Origin of the sequence: Williamsia sp. 1138 (genome assembly GCF_002095435.2) — a bacterium.
GTDB lineage: Bacteria > Actinomycetota > Actinomycetes > Mycobacteriales > Mycobacteriaceae > Williamsia.
Genome location: NZ_MJEJ02000054.1, coordinates 390,522 through 412,158, shown reverse-complemented (window position 1 = coordinate 412,158; position 21,637 = coordinate 390,522). Strand labels below are relative to the sequence as shown.

Sequence of the window (21,637 nt, the reverse complement as noted above, 5' to 3'; positions counted from 1 at the left end):
GGCTGTCTGCTCGAAACAGGCTTTACGTTCGCCTGATCAACCTGTCCGGTACTTTTTGAGAGGACATCATGACTGCAACAGTGTCAGCCAATCCGTTTGCAAACCAACTTTTTTCACCCTTCTATCGCCCTGTGATGCAATCGGCCACCGACGCGTTGAACGCCTTGGCGGCATCGCCGGTGATCGCCGACGATTCGCGCGGTGGAGTACGGGAACAGCTTGAGTCCGCACTTGCCCGGAAGGTCGAGATGGAGAGCTTCCGAGTGCTCATCAGTGACTTCCACGAGCATCGCCAGCGGTGGGGCCTGCCATCTGATGCGGAATCGACCACCGCTCTGGACCGGTATTCCGCCCTGTTGACAAGTGAATCTGTTCGCGCCGACATTTTGACCCGGCACCCGGTGCTGGCCAAGAACCTCGAGGTGGTGCAACGCAACTTCGTCCGGTCTGTCGAAGAACTGATCGACCACTACGCAGCCGACCTGGCGGTCCTTCGAGATGAAGGCTGGATCCGCGGTGATGACCTGATCAGCACCATCGTCGCGACCGGATCGGATTCGCACAACGGCGGACGCCAAGTCTTCATCGTCACACAGGAATCGGGCGTGAAGATCGTCTACAAACCCCGCCCCCTCGCGATCGACAGGTTCGTGCGGACTTTGTTCGAGCGGGTATCCGAGGTGGTGGGCGTATCGCTGGATCGATGTGTCCCCAGAGTTCTCGACCGAGGTGAGCACGGCTGGCAGGAGTTCATCCAAGCGGATCGCTCGGTGACCACGGAGGAGGCTGAGCGCTACTTCTACCGCTTCGGTGTGACGACAATGGTGCTCGGTGCCATCGGCACCAGCGACATGCATCACGAGAACGTGGTCGCGTGCGGCGAGTATCCCTGCTTTGTCGACGTGGAGACCGCGCTGCGGCCCGACAACGGGGTGCTCGATGACAGTCTCGCGCACCTGTTGGTCAACCGGATGAAGCAGGCACCGACCACGACGATGCTACTGCCGATCCAGATCCCGAACGGGCCGTTCGACGTGATCCTCGCCGGTATCGGGGTACCTCGCGAGCAGGTGTCGGAGCGTAAGTCGTTCCAGATGTCGGACCGGGACACCGACGCGGTCTCAGTGTTTCGTAAGACCTTCACCTACAACCACTCCGACAACCTCGTCCGGATCGGTACAGCGGTCGTGGATCCGCTGGACCATTTCGAGACCATCAGGAGTGGCTACCTCGCCTGCTTCGAGGCCATCCGGTCCGGCCGCATCGACATCGACGGGGTCTTCGATCTGTTTCCCGAACTACCGGTGCGCTACCTGGTCCGGGCGACCACCGTCTACGCTCAGTTCATCGATGCTGCAACGCATCCGGATTATCTGAGTTCACCGGACGAGTATGGCAGGTTACTGGGCCTCCTCAAGGCCCCGTCGTCGTACAACGACGCCGGGCAGGAGTTCATAACATCCACAGAGTCGGCGGACATGCACAACAGGGATGTCCCATACTTCAGTGTCGACGCCGGTTCGCGACGTCTCGGAACCCGGTCGGTGGTCGGGCCGGAGGTGTTCGACAGATCTCCGAGGAGCATCACCCGCGACTCGATCACCGCATTGCGTGAGACCTCAGGGCTGGTGCACGAGTTCGTCCTCGAGGAGAGTCTCAACGAGCTGGTCGGCGAGGGTGTGGCATCTCCTCTGTGGAAGTCCGGAGTCTTCGCATCGACGCTCCGTGCGGGTCCGACGCCTCAGGCGGGGGAGGCTGTTGCCGAGATCGTCTCGGAGTTGGCGCATCGCCATGAGGATCCGGATGGGCCGCAGGTGGGCTGGGTGTATGGCGGTGGCGGACCGTCGTCGCCGACGCTGGCCCCTGGGACCCTGGTCGCCTTCCACGACGGCGGTGGAATCCCGGTGTTCCTCGATCGGGCGGCAGGTGCTGGTCTCGCGGCATCGTCGTTTGCGGAAGCGGCGGCGCGGGGTCATCAAAGACTGGCCGAGGAGTATCGAAACGTCCTTCGCGACAGTCCGGAATCGGTGTTCTCGGGTGAGGCCGGAGCTCTGTTCGGCGCGGTTCCTCTGATGGACAACATGTTCGATGAGTTGCTCACCACCATCTGGGATCGCTTCGAGGCCGGGACAGCAGAAACTGACGTGGCAGGGGGAGTCGCCGGCGTGTTGCTGATGCTGTCCGCACAGCACACGGACCGCCGTGTGCTGCGGGGTCGGGCAGCGGACCTGGTTGCAGAGGCTCCGCGTCGACTGTGGGCAGCAGAAGGACATTCCGACAGGGCGTGGTTCGATCTTGCCCACGGCCGACTCGGGACCGCCTGGGCTGCGGCGCGTGCGGCAGACTCCACCGGAGACGATCGATTGCTCGGCGAGGTCGCGGACTGGATCATTGCTGCGCTCGACACCGACTCTCACTCTGAGGGTGGGGAATTCAAGGGCAGCAAAGCCTGGTGCGCGGGGTCGGCGGGGGTTGCGCTCGTAGCCGGTGAGGTGTTGACCCGCGCAGGTCGGATCGATGCACTCCCTACGGGGCGCATGTCAGGCCTGCTCGATCACATGACGACGATCAAGACTACGAATCCTGCAGATCTCAGTGTGTGTCATGGTGGTTCGGGAGTCATTCAGTCATTGCTTGCCCTGCAACCCTGGCTGCTCGAGGACGAGCTGTTGGCTCGGGCTGTCGACTACCGCGACCGGCTCTACTCCCACGCTGTCGCACACGGCTACTCCACCGGAACAGCTGGTAAGACGTCGACGCTCGGCTACATGCTCGGGTGGGCAGGCATCGGCGACACCGACGTGCTGCTCGGCCGCGCGGCCGCGGGCGACAACGATCAACTCATCCCTGTGGCGCTGAACGGAGTTCGCTGATGAAGGAGAAGATGACACCCGATCTGTCGGTGGTCTACCCGATGTCGGTCGACAACATGGCTTCTGTGATGTCGATGGCAGATGCGGTTCGGCACGGTCCCTTTCATCGACTGTGGTTCGGCCAATCGCTCATGGTCGATCCGGTCGCGGCGATGCACTGGTTGCTCGGTGCCGGCTACGACATCCCGTTCGGTCTCGGCGTCGGGCTGATACCTGTCCGGACACCTTTCGAAACTGCCCTCGCCATAAGCACTTTGGCTCGGATGACCGACCAGCGGATCACATACGGATTGGGGGTCTCGGAGCCGCTGATGGTCGGCGCCCTACACGGAGACCCGTACGCGAGTCCGACTCGCGCGGCCACCGAATTCATCGGTGCAGTCCGGGCGGTGCTGGGACGCGAGCCCGGTGAGCAGCTCGAGCGGCCGGAGTACTATCACGATCCCGTAGTGCGTTTGACGGACGTCGCCACGGATTCGGTCGAGATCGGACTCGGGGCGTTGTCGCCGAAGCTGGCCACCGTGGCGGGGGCGTCGGCAGACGCGCTGATTCCGTGGATGACCCCGCCGTATCGGCTCGCCCAGTTGGTGGACAAGGCTGCGGCCGCCGCGGACGACGCAGGCCGTCCCGCGCCACGAACTGCGGTGTGCGTCCCCATCATCGCTGATTCCAAGGAGTGGGCGACGGGTGCATTCAAGGCGTGCGCACTGCACGGCTCGCGCGACCACTACCGAAAGATGTTCGTCGAATCCGGGATCACCTGGGACCCGGATTCACCGCACCGCACCGGCGAGAGTCTGGTCGAGGCGAACCTGGTCTTGGTCGCGGGCCGGGACCTGGCGGAGGGTGTGGCTGCCTATGCAGCAGCAGGGGCAGACGAGGTGTTCCTCAATCCGTTCGGCATCATCCGTCGCACGGGCAGCGTTGACCGCGCGGTGGCCTTGTTGGAGGGTGGGGTACTGAAGTGACGAGCGACAACGAAGAGAAAGGTGGATTCATGTACTGGATGACGCATGGGAGTTGGGGAAGCGTATTTGCTGTCGGTGCGATCATGTCCGCAGTCATGCTCGTCGTCTACGACGCGCAGGCCGCCGGTTTCACCGCGATTGTCACGGTGGTCGGAACGATCGCCATCTTTGTGTTCTCGGACCGCCCGCGTCGCCGGCGAGAGCTGGAGCGCAATTCCCCGACACGGTGAGCCGACCGCGTATTTCGGCAGTTGACTCAGATCGGTGATCTCGCCTCTGCGCCAGCATAGGTTGACTTATCCTGAGCCCTATGGGGACGTTCACAGACACCCGCATCTACGGCGGCCAGTCGATGGCGGTGCGACGCGCAGAGCGTCGGGCCAAGTTCATCGAAGCGGGGCTGACGGTCTTCAGTGGCAAGGGCTACGCGGGCAGTTCCGTCGCCGACATCTGCGCGGAGGCAGGTCTGGCGCGCAGCCAGTTCTACGCGGAGTTCCGTAGTCGGGAAGATCTCCTGCTCGGTCTTTACGACGTGATCCAAGACGATTCACAGGCGGCGGTGGTCACAGCTCTCGAACGGGAGGACGCCGACGCCGAGAAGTCGCTGCTGACCGCTGCCGCGATGGCAGCGCTGGTCCGCTCGGTGGGTGATGATCCGCGCCGGGCCCGGATCGTCTTCGTCGAGATGATCGGTGTCAGTTCCCGGGTTGAGACTCACCGCGCCAACCGCCGAGCGTTGTGGGCGGAGTTCATCGCAGCGACGATCGCCGAACGCTCGGACGGGGGTTTCACGCCGCCGGGTGGATACGCGTTGGCCACGGCTGCCTTCCTCGGCGCTCTCACCGAACTGGTGCACACATGGAGCAGCAGCGACCCGCGGCCGCCGATCGACGACCTCATCGCCGTGATCACCGCAGTTCTCAACGCGCTGGTGCGGCAGCCGGCCGAGTAGACAGGCTGCGCAGCGTGGGGTCAGGGTGCGACGAACCCGCCGCCACCGGGGAGCGACGGCTGACCCGCATTCGGGTAGGCCCACGAACCGGTGATCGACACGGTGAACACAACAGGGCCGGAACCGGTTCGCACGGTCTGATGTGTCGGTGCCGAATCGAGGAAGAACGGGCACGGTTTCACGACGCTGACGCCGCGGTCGCCGGTGCGAACATTGACGTAATTGATCCGGACCAGCGAACCCCCGGCCGTGGTCGCGCACGTCTCGGGCCTGGCAGGCGCGGAGAAGGTCGTCCGGCCCGGCGCCGCGGACGAGGCGTTCACCGACGCCAGATGCGGGCCGGGTATCACCAGCCCGCTGACTTTCACGCCGATCGCGGGTATCTGGAATACCGACACCGGCGCCGCGGTGAGGGTCGGACCGACGGGTGCGCCTGACGCGGAGGCTGCGCCGGCCATGGTGAAGGCGCACGCCGCCAGGAGGCTCGCGGCAACTGCGCTGAACTGTCGTGGGAATCGCATCTGCATTCCTATCTCCTGAATGTCTACGAACCGGTACTTACCTATCGCAGCTCGACTCCCCGCGTTAACCGACAGGGCCCGCTGTCCTACCCACGAATGTCAGTCAGGCGAACGGCAGGCGGCGTAGTTTGAGGCCGTAGGGGAGGTTCGACGCGCGACTCGACGACAGGAGACCCGATGCGGTCGATCATCAAAACCGGACTTGGAACGGCCACCGCGGCGGTTGTCGGCGCTCTTGCCTCGCAGGATGCGGACTCGCGCTGGTACCGGCGGTTGTCGAAACCGCCTTTCCAGCCACCCGCAGTCGCGTTCCCCATCGTGTGGACGTTGCTCTACACCGACATCGCGATCAGCTCGGCCGTCACGATCGACACCTTGAACGACGAGATGCGGCACATCGACGCAGCGGCATTCGAGCGCGCTCTCGCCGTCAATCTCGTTCTCAACGGCGCATGGACGTGGGTGTTCTTTCGAGCGCACCGCACCGGAGCTGCCGCGATCACCGCCGCCGCACTCACCGTCAGTGGTGCGGACCTGGTCCGTAGAGCGGCCCCGGCGTCGCCGCCTGCCGCGGCGGCGCTGGCGCCCTATGCCGGATGGTGTGCGTTCGCGACGGCGTTGTCGGCGGAGATCTGGCGACGCAACCGCTGACGTCTCGTCACCCCGCGGCGGGAGACGATGTGGTTGTGGTGGTGGTTTCGGTCGCCGTGGGCTCTTCGGTGACCGCGGGCTCGGGTTCCGCGGTGGGTGTTTGCGTCGCCGGCGGTGCCACCGTGGTGGTCGGCGTTGTCGTCCACGTCGCAGAGGTCACGGCGACCGACTGCGGTCCGCTCGCCCCGATCAATGACACCGTCCAGACACCTGCCGAGTCCGTCGCAGAGGCGACCGCCGAGGACTGCAGGTTCGACGACAACACCGTTCGGGTCAGTCCGTCCGTGCAACTCAAGTCCACGGGAGAAGTGCCGGGGTCGTCTGCCGTGCAGGTTGTTACGGCACCGGCGTCGCTGAACGACAGGCTCGAGATCACATCGCCACTGCCCACGAATTGGGTGGGTGACGGCGGTGCGGGCGCGGCAGGGGTCGCACCGACCGGAGCTTCGGGTGCTGCGGGTGCCGGTGCGGCAGCCGAGGCGGAGGCGTCCGGAGCGGGCGGCGCCACCGCAGGAGATTCGGCTGTCGCCCCGGGAGATGACTGCGAGGACGACCCCAGCGGTCCCGCCGCGGTGTCGGTCGCCGACGATTCCGTCGTGCCGGTGGACTCCTGTGCCTGGCGCAGGACGTTCTCGGCCGGCTGACCGTCTGCTTGCACGCCGTTGGCTTCCTGCAGCACGGGGTCGTCGGTGGTGAACGGCACGTTCATCTGCGCCGGTGTGGGGAGCGTACCCACCATCGGCGGGAGCCCGGTGGTGTCGAGGATGCCGCCCGCGGTACGCAGGAACGGCACAAGAGTGTTGAGGTCGATGAGCGTCAATTGCGGCGGGGCAACAGTTTCCGGGCCGGCCACCACGGTGGTGGTGTTGTTGATGACGGTGGTGTGGTGGTTGTGGTAGTCCACGTACACCACCTCGCGGGTGGCGTATCCGGGCCAGGGGGCGTTCACGGTTCGGTAACCCGCCAGCGGGGTGCTTGCCGGTGGCGCGAGCGGATTGCCGCACGAACACTGCACTCGTGGAACGCCGTAGGCGTCGATGAGCACGGGGGTGCCGGCCTGCAGCACCGACTGATAAGGGTTGGCGCCACGCGAAGAGTAGGTGTGGTTGGTGACGCGGGTGTCGTTGCCGAGCACGACGGGTGTGAGGGTGTCCAGGTAGTAGGGGATCTGGTCGACGGTGATCCCGAAGACACCCGCCCACACCCTGGCCGTCGCGGGATTGCTCAGTAGATGATTCGCCAGAGCCGCGGTGTCACAAGGGGGTTCGTTCGAGCTCGCGTACAACCCGGGTGCGGTGCCATCGACGACCTGCCCCAGCGGCGTGGCGCTGCCCCTGGCGACGACATTGCGTACACCCTGATCCAGTGGCCGGTTCGTCAGCGCCACCGTGGGTGAGAACGGGGCGTTGCTGACGCTGCTCGCCGATTCGAGGACCAGTTCGGGTGCCGGCGTCGCCTGGGTCTTGCCGGAACCGGTGAACATCACCACCGAAGCGACTCCCAGCACGCTCAGCAACAAGGCGGCGACCACGGCGAGGACGAGGACGATGGTCCGGTTGCTCTTCGGGGATGGGTTGATCGGCTGCGTCGGGTACGTGCCGTACGGGTAGCTCATGCGAGACCTCACAGTTTCAGACCCACCCAGTGGTACGGCCTTCTGCTTGATTCTCGGACGTCGCGACCGAAAGGTTTCACCTGTGCCGCAAGTTCATATGTTCAGGTGACGACCAACCGCGCGATCTCGATGGCCTGCTGCTGCATCGGACCCTGCATGGTCGTGGGCCCCTCGATCTCGATGGCGATCAGGGCCTCGTCGACACAGATCGTCAGCTGTCCCTCGGCATCGGTGGAGTTCTCGAAGTCCTTGGCTTGCCACCAGGCCGACTCTCCCAGACCGTCGACCGGGATGACCGGGTGCAGATGGTCGGACGGTTCGACGCAGTGGACTGTGCCGTCGTCGAACTGTTCTGCGAACGACAGGTTCAGGTCGACTTCCACCTCACCGTCGGTGGACTCGAAACTGCACCCGACGGTCTTGTAGTTGAAGTCGTCGATGGTGCTCACCCCGCCGCTGGACTCGGTGTGCAGTTCGAAGCCCCGGCCAAATGACGAGCTCACCTCATCGCTGGTGAGGCCGGCGCAGTCGTCACGCAGTGTCGTGGCCGATGTGGTCGATGGGGTGGTGGTCGACACGGCGTCGGTCGTCGAAATCGGAGCCTGCGCCGACGAAGTCGTCGTGGACCGGCTTTCGTTCGACGAGCCGGCCCCGTCGTCGGAGCACCCGGCCAACGCCGTCGTGCTCAGCGCCGCCGCACAGAAGATTGCCGCCACTGCTCGTCGCATGATCCATCCCTGTCGTTCCGGGCCGCATCGGTCGGCCGTCGGAAACGAGACTAGGACTGGGCCGGTCGCGGCGGGACCGAAAACGTAGGGACGTCCGGTGATCGCACGACGTGCAGTCGGCGGCCGATCATCGCGGAGTGTGGCGTAGGTGCCGACTGACGTCGCCGAGAAGGTCGATGGTGACCTGTCGGTCGGCGCATCTCCAGCGCCCATCCACGACATCGAACCGGTCTGCGTAGCGTCCGGCGGCGATGGTCTGCAGGGGCAGGTCCGGCAGCGCCTGAAGAACCGTGAAATACGAACGGGCTGTTGCAGAGCCGGATCCCTCGTCGAACTCGATGAGCATGTTCGTCGTCACGTGCTTGGTCTTCGGTGTGCCGTCGCCGTACGTGATCACGGTCTTCTCGAACATTTCCTGGAGGGCGGGGCTCCTCACGGTTGGCGACGAAGCCCATCGTGCCCTGCTGGGTGCGATCGAGGTGCGTGATCTGCCGGGCTCAGCGCTCGCTGTCCAGCGCGGCCATGTGTTCTTCCGGATACCGGGAACCGGCAGCCGCCCCTACTGGCACCGCAGCTTCGATGGTTGCCAACTCGTCCTGGGAGAGCCGGATGTTCACGCTGCCAAGTGATTCCTCCAGTCGCGCGATCCGGCGGGTTCCGATCAGCGGCACGATGTCGTCGCTTTGGGCCAGCACCCATGCGATCGCCAACTGCGCGACGGTGACCTCGCGCTGGGCCGCGATGTGGGCCAGCGCCTCCACCAGGGTCAGGTTCCTGGTCAAGTTCTCACCCTGGAACCGCGGACTGTGCGAACGGAAGTCGGTCGGCTCGAGCTGGGTGTCCGGGGTGATGGAGTTGCTCAGGAGTCCGCGGGAGAGAACGCCGTACGCGGTGATGCCGATGCCGAGTTCACGGGTGACAGAGAGGATCTCGTCCTCTATGCCTCGCGAGATGAGCGAGTACTCGATCTGCAGGTCGGCGATCGGGTGTACCGAAGCGGCTCGGCGAATGGTGTCGCCACCGACCTCCGAGAGTCCGATGTGGCGAACATATCCGGCGTCGACCAGCTCGGCAATGGCCCCGACGGTGTCCTCGATCGGAACGGTGGGGTCGAGGCGTCCTGGTCGATAGATGTCGATGTGGTCGACGCCGAGCCTGGTCAGCGTGTAGTTGAGGAAGTTCTTCACCGCAGCCGGCCGGGTGTCGAAACCCACCCAGTTGCCACCGGGGGCGATCATCCCGCCGAACTTGACGCTCAGTTGTACGTCGTCGCGGTTGCGGTCACGAAGCGCTCGCCCGATGAGGAGCTCGTTGTGACCCATGCCGTAGAAGTCGCCGGTGTCGATGAGGGTGACTCCCGCATCGATGGCGGCGTGGATGGTTGCGATCGACTCTTTGTCGTCGGCCGCTCCGTACGAACCGGACATGCCCATCGCGCCCAATCCGACACGAGAGACCGAGGGACCTGTTTTTCCGAGTGCTACCTGTTGAATGCTCATGCACCGAGCCTGCAGTTAATGTCGAGCCGCCGGCAGAGACCGGTCATCGGGGGATCGCCGGTCCCTGGATGGCGGACAGCGAACGGTGCACAGTAGACGGGGTGAGCACCCGAATGGACCGCGCCGAACTGGCCGACTTCCTACGTCGTCGTCGGGCGGCACTGATTCCCCGTGACGTGGGACTGCCTGAAGGCGTCCGCCGGCGCACACCCGGCCTGCGGCGTGACGAGGTCGCGTCGCTGGCGGGCATGTCCACCGACTACTACACCCGACTCGAACAGTCCCGGGGTCCACATCCCTCGACGCAGATCGTCGCTTCGATGGCCCGCGCGCTGCGCCTCACCGACGACGAACGTGATCATTTGTATCTGCTGAGCGGTCACGCACCGCCACCGCGCATCGGCGGCGACTCCCACGTCGGGCCCGGACTGCTGCATCTGCTCGACAAACTCGACGACATCCCGGCCTGCGTGGTCTCCGATCTCGGCGAAACGCTCGCGCAGAACCGGATGAACGTGCTGCTGGTCGGCGATCAATCGACGGTCACCGGACTCGACCGTTTTCACACCTGGCGCTGGTTCAGCGATCCCGAGACCCGGACCCGGTTCAATTCCGAGGACTGGGCTCGAATGAGTCGCAAGCACGTGAGCGACCTGCGGGCGATAGCGGCAAAACGCGGCGACGACATCGTGGTGGCAGAACTTGTCGGCGCTCTCCAGTCGACGAGCGACGAGTTCGTCGAACTGTGGTCGGAACACCATGTGGCCGCCAGGACCAGTGCACTCAAGCGGTTCATCCACCCTGAGGTCGGCGAGATCGAATTGCTCTGCGAAACCCTGGTCACCCAGAAAGAGGACCAGCATCTGCTCGTCTACTTCCCGCAGCCCGGTACCGAGGCGAGAGAGCGACTCGATCTGCTCGGAGTCATCGGGACCCAGGTCTTGAGCGACCGCACCTGACGCAGATCGTGGCGGAACAATCGGCTGCGGACGGGGCAGCTCGTCGCATTTCTTCAAGCCGCGGCGTCGATGTCTTGCCACACTCAGTCCATGACAACCACAACTGTTGACCTGCTCCGACCGGTACTGGCCGATCTCGCGGTCGTGGTCCGGAACTCCGACGGGCACGAGAGCGCCCCGACCCCGTGCACCGAACTCGATGTCGCCCAGCTGCGTAACCACATCGCCGGCTGGTTGACCACGTTCGCCTCCGGATTCGCTGATCCCGAAGGACGTGCCGAGGCCGCAGGCGCCCAGGTGCCACCCGCGGCGGCAGACGCCGCCGCAGCGATCCGTTCTGCGGCGGATCGCCTAGACACCGCGGTGCGATCCGGCGCCGACCAGCGACTGCTGTACCTCGGTGAGAGTCCGATGCCCGGTCAGATGGCGATGTCGATGATCCTGTGGGAGTACATCGTTCACGGCTGGGATCTGGCGGTGGCAACCGGTCAGCCGTGGGACCCGGCCCCTGAGGCGGCCGCGGTGTCCGTGGAGTTCGCGCCGAACATGCTGACCGACGACTACCAAGGTCCGGGCAAGACCTTTGGCCCGCGGGTGGAGACGTCGGCCGACGCCACCGAACTCGAGAAGCTGCTCGGATTGTCCGGCCGCGATCCGCACTGGAGCGCCCCCGCCTGACGAACCTTCGGCGGTAGAGTCGGCGTGTGACCGAATCCTTCACCGCCCCCGTTGTCGCCGCCGGACTGATCGGCGGATTCGCCGCCGCCAGATACAGCGGCCGACGCGAACTCGGTGGGGTCGTACTCGCCGCCGCGGGCGCCTGGTGCACAACCGAATGGTTCAAGGCCAAGGGACCGGTCGTCGCAGGTTCGCTCCTCGGCGGCTACCTCGTCGCATTCGGCGCTTCGCATCCGCTGGCCAAGAAGATCGGCGCCTGGCCCGCAGTGTTCGCGGTGACCACCGCGGCCGCCGGTGCGGCATACGCGGTCGCCGACCACTGATCCACCACCGCCTGACGTTGACGTGAGCGGCCACTGATGTCCGGGCTCGCGCTCACCGTTGCTCTGCTCGCGGTCCTGCTCGTGGTGGTGGCAGTTCTGGCCCTGCGGGTTCGCACTCGGCCGACCCTGACGACGCCCGCTGAACGGGCGGTCCACGCGACGCTGCACACCGCCTCGATGGCCGCCCGGCCGCTACGGCGTGGACTGGACGCGGACTCCGCGGCCGAGGCCGCCCCCCACCTGCGAGGGCTCACCGCCGCCGATGCACTCGGCCTTGCCGACGCGAACGGCGTCGTCCTCGCATGGACGGGTCCCCACGAGCGCCTGAGTAGGCACTTCGCCGACGCAGCGGTCCGCGCGTCCGAGGAGGGCAGGCGGATACTGATCAAGGCCGACGAACTCGACGAACCCGGCGTGCGGGCGCTGGTCGTGCAACCGCTCCTGCCGGGTGAGTCCGGATCTGTGGGGGTGATGGGGGTCGTCACCCGCACCCAACCGGGGCCAGGGATGCTGTCGGCGATCGCCGAGGTCGCGCGGTATGCGAGCAATCAGATCGAGCTCGCCGAACTGGACGCATCCCGAGCCCGACTCGATCGCGCCGAGGTCCGTGCCCTCCGTGCGCAGATCAGTCCGCATTTCATCTACAACGCACTCGGAACCGTCGCGTCGTTCGTGCGAACCGACCCCGAACAAGCCCGTGAACTGATCCTCGAGTTCGCCGACTTCACCCGGTACTCGTTCCGCGCGGCAGGCGAGTACACGGTGCTCGCCGACGAATTGCGCAACATCGATCGCTACCTGACGCTCGAACGCGCCCGGTTCGGCGGCTCGCTCGAGGTCCGGCTCCAGGTGGCGCCCGAGGTGCTCAACGTGGTGTTGCCGTTCCTGGCCTTGCAGCCTCTGGTCGAAAACGCGGTGAGACACGGTATTTCAAGCAAGCCCGATGGTGGAACCGTGACCATCGTGGCCGCGGACGAGGGTACCGATTGCGTGATCAGCGTCGAAGACGACGGTATCGGGATGGACCCCGACCTGCTGCGGTCCGGCGATCTCGACGCCATCATCTCCGGCGCCACCGGGCACAGCGCCAGCGAGAGCGCTCACGTGGGACTGGCCAACGTCGACGACCGGCTGCGCGCGGCGTTCGGGAACGACTACGGGTTGGTGGTGGAGACGGCGCCCGGGTCCGGCACCAAGGTCAGCATGCGGGTGCCGAAGTTCCGGCCCGGTGTCGCGGTGTGAGCCGCCCCCGGCATGGCACTATGGATGCGTTGTGACGCAGAACTCATCGCCGCCGAACCGGCACGGACCGCTGACGGTGCTGGCTGTCGACGATGAGGCACCCGCTCTCGACGAGTTGGCCTATCTCCTCGGGAGAGAAGAGGCTGTCGGTGAGGTGGTGACTGCTGCGGACGCGACGACGGCACTGCGTGTGATCAAGGATCGGCCCGACACGATCGACGCGGTGTTCCTCGACATCAACATGCCCGGCCTCGACGGTCTTGAACTGGCCGGGGTTCTGGCTGCGTTCGCGAACCCACCCGCGGTGGTGTTCGTGACCGCGCGCGACGATCGCGCGGTGCGGGCGTTCGACCTCGGAGCCGTCGACTATCTTCTCAAACCACTTCGAGCACAACGGCTCTCTGAATCAGTACGAAGGGTGGTCGAACTCCGTGAGCAGCGTGACGTGTCGGCCACCCCGCCAGGTCCGACGGCGGAGGCCGATTCCGATGAAGTGATCGCCGTCGAGATGGGTGGTGCCACCACTCTCGTCCAGCGCTCGGCGGTGTTGTGGGTCGAAGCGGACGGCGACTACTCCAGACTGCACACCGAGGCCGGATCCCACCTTGTCCGCATACCCATCTCGACTCTCGAAAACCGTTGGGAAAAAGCGGGATTCCTCCGCGTCCACCGCTCCTACCTGGTGTTGTTGCGACTGGTCACCGGGATCCGCACCGTCGGATCCGGGACCGTTGTCTGCCTCGGTCCCGGCCAGGACGGGGCACCCGTCGAACTCCCGGTCAGTCGGCGGCATACGCGCGAACTCAAAGACCGTCTGGTCCGAAGCTCGAAGCAGGGTCGTTGACCTCCCCGGCCGGCGGCGCCCCGCGACCCCGCGAGCGTGTGGTGCTGGCCAAGCGGCGCGGGGCTCGGAAAGTCCGCTCGCGGGTTGAGGTGCAAGAGCACACGGAGGTCGGGGATGCCCTGATCCGCGGTCTGATGCGAGCTCAGCTCGGACTGGCCTTGCGGCTGGGTGGCCTGACGCTACTGGTGCTGGGAGCGATTCCCTTGCTGGCGGCCATCTTCCCCGAGCTCTCGGACGTGACTGTGTTCGGTGTCAGACTTCCGTGGCTGGTGCTCGGTGTGGGGGTCTACCCGATGTTGCTGGCCGTGTGCTGGCTCTACAACCGGCTGGCGGACCGCAATGAACACGAGTTCGCCGACCTGGTCGACGACTGACGCCGCCCTGAAGATGCAGACGATATCCGGCCAGTCGGTGCCGTTGCCGACATTGATCGCGCTGATCGCCGCGGCGGTCGCCACGGTCGCGATCGGAACCTACGGGGTTCGGCTGGCGCGCACCACCTCTGATTTCCTGGTCGCGTCACGCAGCGTGGGGTCGAACTGGAATGCCGCAGCGATTTCGGGCGAGTATCTCTCGGCGGCATCATTTCTCGGAGTCGCCGGACTCATCGCGAAGTACGGCGCCGATGCCCTCTGGTATCCGATCGGCTTCACCGCCGGCTACGTCGGACTGTTGTTGTTCGTCGCCGCACCGCTCCGGCGATCCGGCGCCTACACCGTTCCCGACTTCGCGGAGTTCAGGTTGGGCTCCAAGCGACTTCGGAAACTGGCCACCGGGGTGGTGGTGCTGATCTGCATCCTCTATCTCGTCCCCCAGCTACAAGGCGCGGGCCTGACGCTCAACATCTTGTTGGGTGTGCCTGCGTGGGTTGGTGCCGTGGTGGTCGGGGTGATCGTGATCGCGAATGTCATCGGCGGCGGCATGCGATCGATCACCTTCGTCCAGGCTTTCCAATACTGGCTCAAATTGACCGCGATCGCGGTACCCGCGCTGGTGCTTGCGGTCCACTTCTACGGTGGCGATGAGAAATTGGGGTCAGATGCACCCCCGACGGTGACCGAGCAGACCACGGTCGACGTCACCACGGACGTGGTCGTGCGGGTCTCGGCTGACCTGGTGGTGACCGCGATCGGAGAGATCGATGGTGTGGCGGTCGGGGGGACGGTGCGCCTGGACCCCGGCGACCACGAGATCAGCGGGGGGACGTCGCTGGAGCTGGCCGCGGGCTCCACGGTGCCCGTGGTCGCGGGCGCACCCGCCACGCACGACGAATGGGCCGCGCCCGGATGGGGTTTCGGCGGCGACCATCCGATGTACCAGGTGTATTCGCTGATCATCGGGATCTTCCTCGGCACCATGGGGCTGCCCCACGTGCTGGTGCGGTTCTATACGAACCCCGACGGCCGGGCCGCGCGGGCGACATCGCTGGCCGTGGTCGGTCTGCTGGCTGTCTTCTATCTCTTTCCCACCTTGCTGGGGGCCTTTGCCCGGCTGTGGGTTCCACAGCTATTGATCACCGGTGCGTCCGACGCCGCGGTATTGCTCCTGCCGGGGACCGTGGTGTCCGGTATCGGTGGACAGTTGCTGGCAGCACTGGTGGCTGCCGGTGCGATCGCCGCCTTCCTCGCCACGTCGTCGGGTCTGCTCGTCAGTGTCGCCGGGGTCCTGAGCACCGACGTCCTGCGTGGACGTGTCCGCGACTTCAGGATCGCGTCGCTGCTCGCGGGCATCGTGCCGCTGCTGCTGGCGATCGCGGTCACCTCCATCGATCTGTCCCGCACTGTAGGCCTGGTGTTCGCCGTTGCTGCATCCACCCTGTGCCCTCTGCTGGTCCTCGGGATCTGGTGGCGGGGACTGACGGCCGCGGGCGCCGCGGCGGGGCTGATCGTTGGCGGCGTTGTCGCCGGCGGGGCGGCGCTGGCGACGTTGGCGGGCGGCTTCTCCGAAGGGCTCCTTGGCGGGTGGCCGGCGGCCGTCGCGGGCTATCCGGCGGCGGTGAGTGTGCCGCTGGCATTCGCGACAATGCTGGTGGTCAGCAAGTTCACGAGGGCACAGATCCCGTCCGACGTCGGCCGGTTGCTGACCCGTCTTCACGCCCCGGAAGGCCTCGGCCTGGGCAAGGACCGCGAGGCGAACCTGAATCCGGGAGAGCGACCGCACTCGGAGTGAATGCCGCTCGTCGCAGAATTTCGACCGTTCACCGCATAGATCGACAGCTCACCGTGTGAGCGCCACCACACCATTCTGATGTGACCCAGACCTCACTAATGTTCGAACGAGTTCTACATCCCTTCACACCAGGAGTCTCCCGTGACCACATCAGACCTGAGCCCGGAGGCGTCGCCCGAGCGACCAGCTCCGGACGCGCAGGCGTTCATCGACATGCAGGCCAGTCCGGAGTTCCAGGATCTGCGCCGTCGGCTCCGCGTCTTCGTCTTCCCCCTGACGGCCTTCTTTCTTGCTTGGTACATGCTGTATGTCCTCGTCGCGACGTATGCGCACGAGTTCATGGCCACCAAGGTGTGGGGCAACATCAACATCGGCATCATCTTCGGACTCGGCCAATTCGTGTCGACATTCATCATCACCGCCGTCTATGTGCGATTCGCCAACCGTGATCTCGATCCCCGCGCGGCCGCCATTCGTGACGAGCTGGAAGGCCCGCTCAAATGACCACTCTCGCTGCGGACGCCGCCTCGGTAGGCAACCCCGCCCTCAACATCGCGATCTTCGTCGCCTTCGTCGTCATCACGATGACGATCGTGATCCGCGCCAGCAAGACCACCAAGAAGGCCTCGGACTTCTACACCGGAGGCGGACAGTTCTCCGGCCCGCAGAACGGCTTTGCCATCGCGGGTGACTACCTCTCGGCAGCGTCGTTCCTCGGTATCGCCGGCGCCATCGCCGTGTACGGCTACGACGGCTTCCTCTACTCGGTCGGCTTCCTCGTCGCCTGGCTGGTGGCACTGCTGCTGGTCGCCGAATTGCTGCGCAACACAGGTCGATTCACGATGGCCGACGTGCTGAGCTTCCGGCTCAAAGAACGTCCGGTGCGCATGGCCGCCGCGCTGTCGACGCTGACTGTGTCGCTGTTCTACCTGCTGGCCCAGATGGCCGGTGCCGGAGGCCTTGTCGCGCTGCTGCTCAACATCGACGGCAAGTTCGGCCAGGGTGTCGTGGTCGCCGTCGTCGGCGTCCTGATGATCGCCTACGTGCTCATCGGCGGGATGAAGGGTACGACCTACGTCCAGATGGTCAAGGCCGTCCTGCTCATCGCCGGTGCCGGCATCATGTTCGTCCTGGTGCTGTTCGCGGTGAAGGGCAACTTCTCGCAGCTGATCGCCGATGCCCAGGCCACGGTCAGTGGTTCGGCGAGCGAGGCGGTCGCGGGTCGTGACATCGCCGCGCCGGGTGCGAAATATGGCATCAGCGACATGTCGAAGCTCGACTTCATCTCGCTCGGCATCGCTCTCGTCCTGGGGACCGCGGGTCTGCCCCACGTCCTGATGCGCTTCTACACGGTGCCCACCGCCAAGGAAGCCCGTCGCTCGGTCACCTGGGCCATCGCCCTCATCGGCGCGTTCTACCTGTTCACCCTGGTTCTCGGCTACGGCGCCGCGAAGTCGGTCGGCCCGGACAAGATCCTCGCCGCACCCGGCAAGGAGAACTCGGCAGCACCGTTGCTGGCCTTCGAACTCGGCGGGACGATCTTCCTGGCAGTGATATCGGCGGTCGCCTTCGCGACCATCCTCGCCGTCGTCGCAGGCCTGGCGATCACCGCGTCGGCATCGTTCGCCCACGACATCTACGCCAGCGTCATCAAGCGCGGTAACGCCACCGAAGAGCAGCAGGTGCGGGTCTCCCGGATCACCGTCGTGGTCATCGGCGTGGTGTCGATCGTGCTGGGTATCGCGGCCATGGGGCAGAACATCGCCTTCCTGGTGGCACTGGCCTTCGCCGTCGCCGCCTCCGCCAACCTGCCGACGCTGCTGTTCTCGCTGTTCTGGAAGCGGTTCAACACCACCGGCGCGCTGTTCAGCATCTACGGCGGTCTGATCACCTGCATCGGTCTGATCGTGATCTCGCCTGCGGTGTCGGGCAAGCCGACGTCGATGTTCCCGGACGCCAACTTCGACTTCTTCCCGATGTCGAACCCGGGCATCGTCTCGATCCCGGCAGGCTTCATCCTTGCGATCATCGGCACCTACGTCGGTGGCCGCCGCAAGGAGAACGCCGCCAAGCAGGCCGAGATGGAGGTCCGCAGCCTGACGGGAGTGGGCGTGGAGAAGGCGGTAAATCACTGAGCCATTTGCTCGCTCCGCTCGCTTTGTCGGATGTGGCCATCAGGCGGTTGTTCTTCCCTTCTCCTCGCATCGCTGCGCTCGCTCGTCGGCAGTCCAGAACAACCGCGGCCACGTCCTCCGACAAAATCCGGCCTCACCATTCAAAGATGGTGGGGCCGGATTCGGTTGTTCTCAAGCCAGTAGGCGCCACAAGCCGATGATGCCGACGATCACGATCACCGCGCGTAGCGCGGTGGGGGAGAGCTTGCGGCAGTACTTGGCGCCGATCACGCCGCCGAGCAGGGAACCGAGCGCGATGAGACCTGCGGCCGCCCAATTGATCCGGTCGAATGCGACGATCGTGTAGGCCAGAGCGGCGACGACATTCACGAGCAGGGACAGCAGGTTCTTCGCGGCGTTCAGGCGCTGGATCTTGTCGTTGACGATCACCCCCATGGCCCCCATCAGGAGGATCCCCTGGGCGGCGGTGAAGTAGCCGCCGTAGATACCGACCAGGAACGTCGAGCCTGTCAACAGCCCGGTCCGCTTCGGCCCGAGGAAGGTGTCGTTGGGGTCGTCAGGTGACGCGACCATCCGCTTCGCCGTCCATCTCTGAATCCGCGTCTGCAATACGACGAGCAACAGCGCCAGGACGAGCAGCACCGGAACGATCGTCTCGAACGCCTTTTCCGGAAGGTGCAGCAGAAGCCAGCTACCGACGATCGCACCCACCAACGACGCCGGGATCTGCCACTTGAGCCGCGGCCACTGCCCGGCCAGCTCGCGCCGATAACCCCAGGTCCCGGAGACGCCGCCCGCCACCAGCCCGACCGCATTGGTCATGGTGGCGGTCACCGGGGGAAATCCGAAAGCAACGAGAGTGGGGAAGGTGATCAGAGTGCCGCTACCGACGACGGCGTTGATGGCCCCGGCTCCGACCCCGGCGAACAGGATCGCGACCACTTCCCAGATCGACATCGGTATACCGTGCCACGCGCGGTTTGCGGCGCACCAATCGCCCGACTCGGCTTCACTGGTGAACGATGAGTTATGACGTCTTGGCCACCGATGACGACCTGTCGGCTCGGCCGCAGGAATATCCGGGTCGGCCGGTGCCGGGCATCGGAACGCTGCACCACGGCAGGTTCTGGACCGCTGTCGACCACGCCGATCTGAGCGCCGGTCTGCGCCGACACGGGCTTGCCGATCTCGCCGGGCGCACAGCGGTGCTCGCGATCGGGTCCAACGCCTGCGCCGCGGTCGTCTTACGGAAACTCGAGTCGGTGGGCGTGGACTCGGCAGTACCGTTCCTCGCCGGGGTCGCTACCGGGATATCCGTCGGGCACAGTGCGCACCGCAGCGTCTCTGGGTTCATCCCTGCTGCGCCGTTCGCCTCTGCCGGCACCCGCAACAGCTTCATCGTCACCATGTTCTCGGGCGATCAACTCGCGGCCATCGATGTGACAGAGCCCAACTACCGGCGCATCACCGTCGAGTGTGACCTGCCTGGCCGAGAATCGGCCGAGCTCTATGTGTCCCGGTGGGGTGTGATCGCGCCGCCGGGAGAGCAGGTGCTGCCCCTGATGTCGCAAGAAACGCTGTTCGGCCGGCTGAGCGAACAATGCCAGGGATTCCGTCAGGCTCATGCAGACGTCAACACCGGCATGGTCGCTGAGCTCTTCATCGAGCGGGGCTGGGCGCGGGACCCGGGTCTGGGGTGAACTAACCTCGCGGGTGTCGGTATGTGTGGCCCCGATGTACGGGACGAGGAGGTGATCGGTGTGGCCTGGTTGATCGTCGTTGCCGCGGTGGCATTCGCGGTGCTCACCTTGCTCGGCTTCCTCTGGTTCGCCTACGACTCGAACAAACGGGTCCGCAAGTTCGCCAACTCGACCGATCTCGTGCCGGGTAAACCGGGTCGTGCGCCGGCGGAGTGGAAGAAGTCGCCGGAACCGGAGGCCCTGCTCCACCGCCGGATCCGTTATGCGATGGGTCTGGTCTACGAGAATCCGTCCCTGCGCAACGACGACGAATTGCGCGCCGCACGTGAACGCCTGGACGATGCGGTGTTCGTGCTGGACGACGAGTTGATCGCGGCCGCGGCCGCACCCGATCGGGACGATGATGAGTTCCGAAGGATCGGCTGGGCCGTGCGCTGGCTGGAACTCCTGCCGGGTGAGCTGTACTACGCGCAGAAAGCGGAAGCGCTGGTCAAGATCGACGCCGCCATCGCGAATCTGCGCGACCCCGCAGAGCCTCCACCTGTCGAACCCGAGAACCCGGACGATCCGGACGAAGAGGTCTGATCCGCGTCAGTGGGTCAGTTCCGCGTGGCGAGGGCGGCGACGATGTCGGCGATCGCGAGACACGAAGTGAGTCCGGGAGACTCGAACCCGAACAGATTGATCAGGCCGCCGATGCCGTGCTCGGATGGGCCCTGGATCAGGAAGTCGGCATTCGGTTCACCCCGGCCGACCAGTTTGGGTCGGATGCCCGAGTAGGCCGGGCTCAGCGCATCATCGGGCAGCTGTGGCCAGTATTTCCTGATCTCGGCATAGAACCCGTTCGCTCTGTCTGCGTCGACGGTGTAATCGACATCGTCGACCCACTCGACATCTGGCCCGAACCTGGCCTGTCCCGCCAGGTCGAGGGTGAGGTGTACGCCGAGTCCACCGTCGGCGGGTACCGGGTAGACGAGATGCGAAAACGGTGCGCGCCCGTGCGCGAGTGAATAGTAATTGCCCTTGGCGAGAGCGCGTTTCGGTACCTGTTCCATAGGAAAGCCGTCGATCGCCTGCGCAACCCCCCACGCGCCGAGGCCCGCGCAGTTGATCATGGTGCCGCACCGGACCGGCGTTCCGTCGAGGTCGATCTCAGGTCGCCCGTCGACGACTCGGCCGGATGTCACCCGCGTACGAAAGGCAGTGGTGGCCCCGGCATCGCCGGCGTCGCGGTGCAGAGCCGACATCAGCCCGTGGCTGTCGACGATTCCCGTCGAAGGTGACAGAAGTGCCTCCAGCGCAGCAAGTTCCGGCTCGAGGTCAGCGAGTTCGTCTGCGCCGACCCGGCGCAGATCGAGCACACCGTTCGCGGCGGCCAGTGCCTTGATCGCGATGAGCTTCGGCACCTGCTCCGGATCGGTGGCAACGATGAGCTTTCCGGGTCTGCGGTGCTCGATGCCGCGGTCGGCACAGTACTCGTAGAGCATCTCGCGCCCGCGCACGCACAGGCGGGCTTTCATACTCCCGGTGGGATAGTAGATTCCGGCATGGATCACCTCCGAGTTCCGTGAACTCGTCTGCGTTCCGATTGAGTCCTCGGCGTCGACGATGACCACCTCTCGGCCGGAGAGGGCGAGCGCTCTGGCAACGGCCAAGCCGATCACACCGGCACCGATCACCAGACAGTCAACGGTCTCGGTCACTCACCCACCCCATGGTCTCGACGTAGACGATGCCCGCCTCGATTCTCGAGACTAGTCGGGTGGTTCGCCGGCGCCGG

General features: G+C 65.4%; 23 protein-coding genes. 16 read left to right on the top strand and 7 right to left on the bottom strand.

Features of this window, described 5'->3' with window-relative positions:
• Window positions 1-68: 68 nt before the first annotated feature.
• From lanM to BH683_RS28175, 4 genes are all read left to right on the top strand, one after another.
• Window positions 69-2,873, top strand: a complete 2,805-nt coding sequence (lanM, locus tag BH683_RS28190; RefSeq protein WP_084839576.1) for a type 2 lanthipeptide synthetase LanM — start codon at window positions 69-71, stop codon at window positions 2,871-2,873.
• Window positions 2,873-3,841, top strand: coding sequence for an LLM class flavin-dependent oxidoreductase (locus BH683_RS28185; RefSeq protein ID WP_084839575.1), 969 nt, complete (start codon window positions 2,873-2,875; stop codon window positions 3,839-3,841). Before lanM ends, BH683_RS28185 begins: the two co-directional genes overlap by 1 nt.
• Window positions 3,838-4,071 (top strand): hypothetical protein, encoded by a 234-nt coding sequence (locus BH683_RS28180; RefSeq protein WP_084839574.1) that lies wholly within the window; start codon window positions 3,838-3,840, stop codon window positions 4,069-4,071. Before BH683_RS28185 ends, BH683_RS28180 begins: the two co-directional genes overlap by 4 nt.
• 80 nt (window positions 4,072-4,151) lie before the next feature.
• Window positions 4,152-4,793: a TetR/AcrR family transcriptional regulator gene (locus BH683_RS28175; RefSeq protein ID WP_084839573.1), complete on the top strand. Its 642-nt coding sequence runs from the start codon at window positions 4,152-4,154 to the stop codon at window positions 4,791-4,793.
• Between the two features lie 20 nt (window positions 4,794-4,813).
• Here BH683_RS28175 and BH683_RS28170 read toward each other — a convergent pair whose 3' ends face one another.
• Entirely contained in the window at window positions 4,814-5,314 is a 501-nt protein-coding gene (locus tag BH683_RS28170) for a hypothetical protein (RefSeq protein WP_084839653.1), read from the bottom strand.
• 177 nt (window positions 5,315-5,491) lie between these two features.
• Between BH683_RS28170 and BH683_RS28165 the strand changes: the two genes are divergently transcribed.
• The gene (locus tag BH683_RS28165; RefSeq protein WP_084839572.1) at window positions 5,492-5,965 is read left to right on the top strand and encodes a TspO/MBR family protein; all 474 of its coding nucleotides are present in this window, start codon (window positions 5,492-5,494) and stop codon (window positions 5,963-5,965) included.
• A gap of 7 nt (window positions 5,966-5,972) precedes the next feature.
• Here the strand turns inward: BH683_RS28165 and BH683_RS28160 are convergent, their stop codons facing one another.
• From BH683_RS28160 to BH683_RS28140, 4 genes are all read right to left on the bottom strand, one after another.
• Window positions 5,973-7,580 (bottom strand): DUF6777 domain-containing protein, encoded by a 1,608-nt coding sequence (locus tag BH683_RS28160; protein WP_084839571.1) that lies wholly within the window; start codon window positions 7,578-7,580, stop codon window positions 5,973-5,975.
• Window positions 7,581-7,681: 101 nt separating this feature from the next.
• Complete coding sequence (locus tag BH683_RS28540; protein ID WP_143696151.1) at window positions 7,682-8,308, bottom strand: hypothetical protein; 627 nt, start codon at window positions 8,306-8,308, stop codon at window positions 7,682-7,684.
• A 127-nt stretch (window positions 8,309-8,435) separates the two neighbouring features.
• Window positions 8,436-8,720: a nuclear transport factor 2 family protein gene (locus BH683_RS28145; protein WP_084839568.1), complete on the bottom strand. Its 285-nt coding sequence runs from the start codon at window positions 8,718-8,720 to the stop codon at window positions 8,436-8,438.
• Window positions 8,721-8,805: 85 nt separating this feature from the next.
• A complete protein-coding gene (locus BH683_RS28140; protein WP_084839567.1) occupies window positions 8,806-9,807 on the bottom strand; it encodes an aldo/keto reductase in 1,002 nt (333 codons plus the stop codon).
• Between the two features lie 113 nt (window positions 9,808-9,920).
• On the opposite strand from BH683_RS28140, the gene BH683_RS28135 reads away from it, so the two are divergent.
• The 9 genes from BH683_RS28135 (at window position 9,921) to BH683_RS28095 (ending at window position 18,157) form a co-directional block, all read left to right on the top strand.
• Window positions 9,921-10,766 carry a helix-turn-helix transcriptional regulator gene (locus BH683_RS28135; RefSeq protein ID WP_084839566.1) on the top strand — a complete coding sequence of 282 codons (846 nt, stop codon included), beginning with the start codon at window positions 9,921-9,923 and terminating at the stop codon, window positions 10,764-10,766.
• A 90-nt stretch (window positions 10,767-10,856) separates the two neighbouring features.
• The gene (locus tag BH683_RS28130; protein ID WP_084839565.1) at window positions 10,857-11,444 is read left to right on the top strand and encodes a TIGR03086 family metal-binding protein; all 588 of its coding nucleotides are present in this window, start codon (window positions 10,857-10,859) and stop codon (window positions 11,442-11,444) included.
• Window positions 11,445-11,470: 26 nt separating this feature from the next.
• On the top strand, window positions 11,471-11,767 hold the full coding sequence (locus tag BH683_RS28125) for a hypothetical protein (protein ID WP_084839564.1): 297 nt from the start codon (window positions 11,471-11,473) through the stop codon (window positions 11,765-11,767).
• 36 nt (window positions 11,768-11,803) lie between these two features.
• A complete protein-coding gene (locus BH683_RS28120; protein WP_084839563.1) occupies window positions 11,804-13,009 on the top strand; it encodes a histidine kinase in 1,206 nt (401 codons plus the stop codon).
• A 31-nt stretch (window positions 13,010-13,040) separates the two neighbouring features.
• Window positions 13,041-13,853: a LytTR family DNA-binding domain-containing protein gene (locus tag BH683_RS28115; protein ID WP_084839562.1), complete on the top strand. Its 813-nt coding sequence runs from the start codon at window positions 13,041-13,043 to the stop codon at window positions 13,851-13,853.
• The gene (locus BH683_RS28110; RefSeq protein ID WP_084839561.1) at window positions 13,850-14,227 is read left to right on the top strand and encodes a hypothetical protein; all 378 of its coding nucleotides are present in this window, start codon (window positions 13,850-13,852) and stop codon (window positions 14,225-14,227) included. The genes BH683_RS28115 and BH683_RS28110 overlap by 4 nt, the downstream gene beginning before the upstream one ends.
• Window positions 14,228-14,240: 13 nt before the next feature.
• Window positions 14,241-16,022, top strand: a complete 1,782-nt coding sequence (locus BH683_RS28105) for a cation acetate symporter (protein WP_084839560.1) — start codon at window positions 14,241-14,243, stop codon at window positions 16,020-16,022.
• Window positions 16,023-16,163: 141 nt separating this feature from the next.
• Window positions 16,164-16,526: a DUF485 domain-containing protein gene (locus BH683_RS28100; RefSeq protein WP_084839559.1), complete on the top strand. Its 363-nt coding sequence runs from the start codon at window positions 16,164-16,166 to the stop codon at window positions 16,524-16,526.
• Complete coding sequence (locus BH683_RS28095) at window positions 16,523-18,157, top strand: cation acetate symporter (protein ID WP_084839558.1); 1,635 nt, start codon at window positions 16,523-16,525, stop codon at window positions 18,155-18,157. Before BH683_RS28100 ends, BH683_RS28095 begins: the two co-directional genes overlap by 4 nt.
• A 171-nt stretch (window positions 18,158-18,328) precedes the next feature.
• Here the strand turns inward: BH683_RS28095 and BH683_RS28090 are convergent, their stop codons facing one another.
• Complete coding sequence (locus tag BH683_RS28090) at window positions 18,329-19,114, bottom strand: sulfite exporter TauE/SafE family protein (protein ID WP_084839557.1); 786 nt, start codon at window positions 19,112-19,114, stop codon at window positions 18,329-18,331.
• A gap of 65 nt (window positions 19,115-19,179) precedes the next feature.
• Here BH683_RS28090 and BH683_RS28085 point away from each other — a divergent pair, with 65 nt between their 5' ends.
• Window positions 19,180-19,857 (top strand): hypothetical protein, encoded by a 678-nt coding sequence (locus BH683_RS28085; RefSeq protein ID WP_084839556.1) that lies wholly within the window; start codon window positions 19,180-19,182, stop codon window positions 19,855-19,857.
• A gap of 21 nt (window positions 19,858-19,878) precedes the next feature.
• Window positions 19,879-20,442, top strand: a complete 564-nt coding sequence (locus tag BH683_RS28080) for a hypothetical protein (protein WP_084839555.1) — start codon at window positions 19,879-19,881, stop codon at window positions 20,440-20,442.
• A 14-nt stretch (window positions 20,443-20,456) separates the two neighbouring features.
• Here BH683_RS28080 and BH683_RS28075 read toward each other — a convergent pair whose 3' ends face one another.
• The gene (locus BH683_RS28075; protein WP_084839554.1) at window positions 20,457-21,560 is read right to left on the bottom strand and encodes an NAD(P)/FAD-dependent oxidoreductase; all 1,104 of its coding nucleotides are present in this window, start codon (window positions 21,558-21,560) and stop codon (window positions 20,457-20,459) included.
• Between the last annotated feature and the right edge of the window lie 77 nt (window positions 21,561-21,637).

Coding starts and splice junctions, on each gene's coding strand:
- BH683_RS28130 (WP_084839565.1), top strand. CDS start 10,857: ATGACAACCACAACTGTTGACCTGCTCCGACCGGTACTGGCCGATCTC.
- BH683_RS28145 (WP_084839568.1), bottom strand. CDS start 8,720: ATGTTCGAGAAGACCGTGATCACGTACGGCGACGGCACACCGAAGACC.
- BH683_RS28135 (WP_084839566.1), top strand. CDS start 9,921: ATGGACCGCGCCGAACTGGCCGACTTCCTACGTCGTCGTCGGGCGGCA.
- lanM (WP_084839576.1), top strand. CDS start 69: ATGACTGCAACAGTGTCAGCCAATCCGTTTGCAAACCAACTTTTTTCA.
- BH683_RS28085 (WP_084839556.1), top strand. CDS start 19,180: ATGAGTTATGACGTCTTGGCCACCGATGACGACCTGTCGGCTCGGCCG.
- BH683_RS28170 (WP_084839653.1), bottom strand. CDS start 5,314: ATGCGATTCCCACGACAGTTCAGCGCAGTTGCCGCGAGCCTCCTGGCG.
- BH683_RS28095 (WP_084839558.1), top strand. CDS start 16,523: ATGACCACTCTCGCTGCGGACGCCGCCTCGGTAGGCAACCCCGCCCTC.
- BH683_RS28165 (WP_084839572.1), top strand. CDS start 5,492: ATGCGGTCGATCATCAAAACCGGACTTGGAACGGCCACCGCGGCGGTT.
- BH683_RS28120 (WP_084839563.1), top strand. CDS start 11,804: ATGTCCGGGCTCGCGCTCACCGTTGCTCTGCTCGCGGTCCTGCTCGTG.
- BH683_RS28540 (WP_143696151.1), bottom strand. CDS start 8,308: ATGCGACGAGCAGTGGCGGCAATCTTCTGTGCGGCGGCGCTGAGCACG.
- BH683_RS28105 (WP_084839560.1), top strand. CDS start 14,241: ATGCAGACGATATCCGGCCAGTCGGTGCCGTTGCCGACATTGATCGCG.
- BH683_RS28175 (WP_084839573.1), top strand. CDS start 4,152: ATGGGGACGTTCACAGACACCCGCATCTACGGCGGCCAGTCGATGGCG.
- BH683_RS28185 (WP_084839575.1), top strand. CDS start 2,873: ATGAAGGAGAAGATGACACCCGATCTGTCGGTGGTCTACCCGATGTCG.
- BH683_RS28140 (WP_084839567.1), bottom strand. CDS start 9,807: ATGAGCATTCAACAGGTAGCACTCGGAAAAACAGGTCCCTCGGTCTCT.
- BH683_RS28160 (WP_084839571.1), bottom strand. CDS start 7,580: ATGAGCTACCCGTACGGCACGTACCCGACGCAGCCGATCAACCCATCC.
- BH683_RS28090 (WP_084839557.1), bottom strand. CDS start 19,114: ATGTCGATCTGGGAAGTGGTCGCGATCCTGTTCGCCGGGGTCGGAGCC.
- BH683_RS28080 (WP_084839555.1), top strand. CDS start 19,879: ATGTGTGGCCCCGATGTACGGGACGAGGAGGTGATCGGTGTGGCCTGG.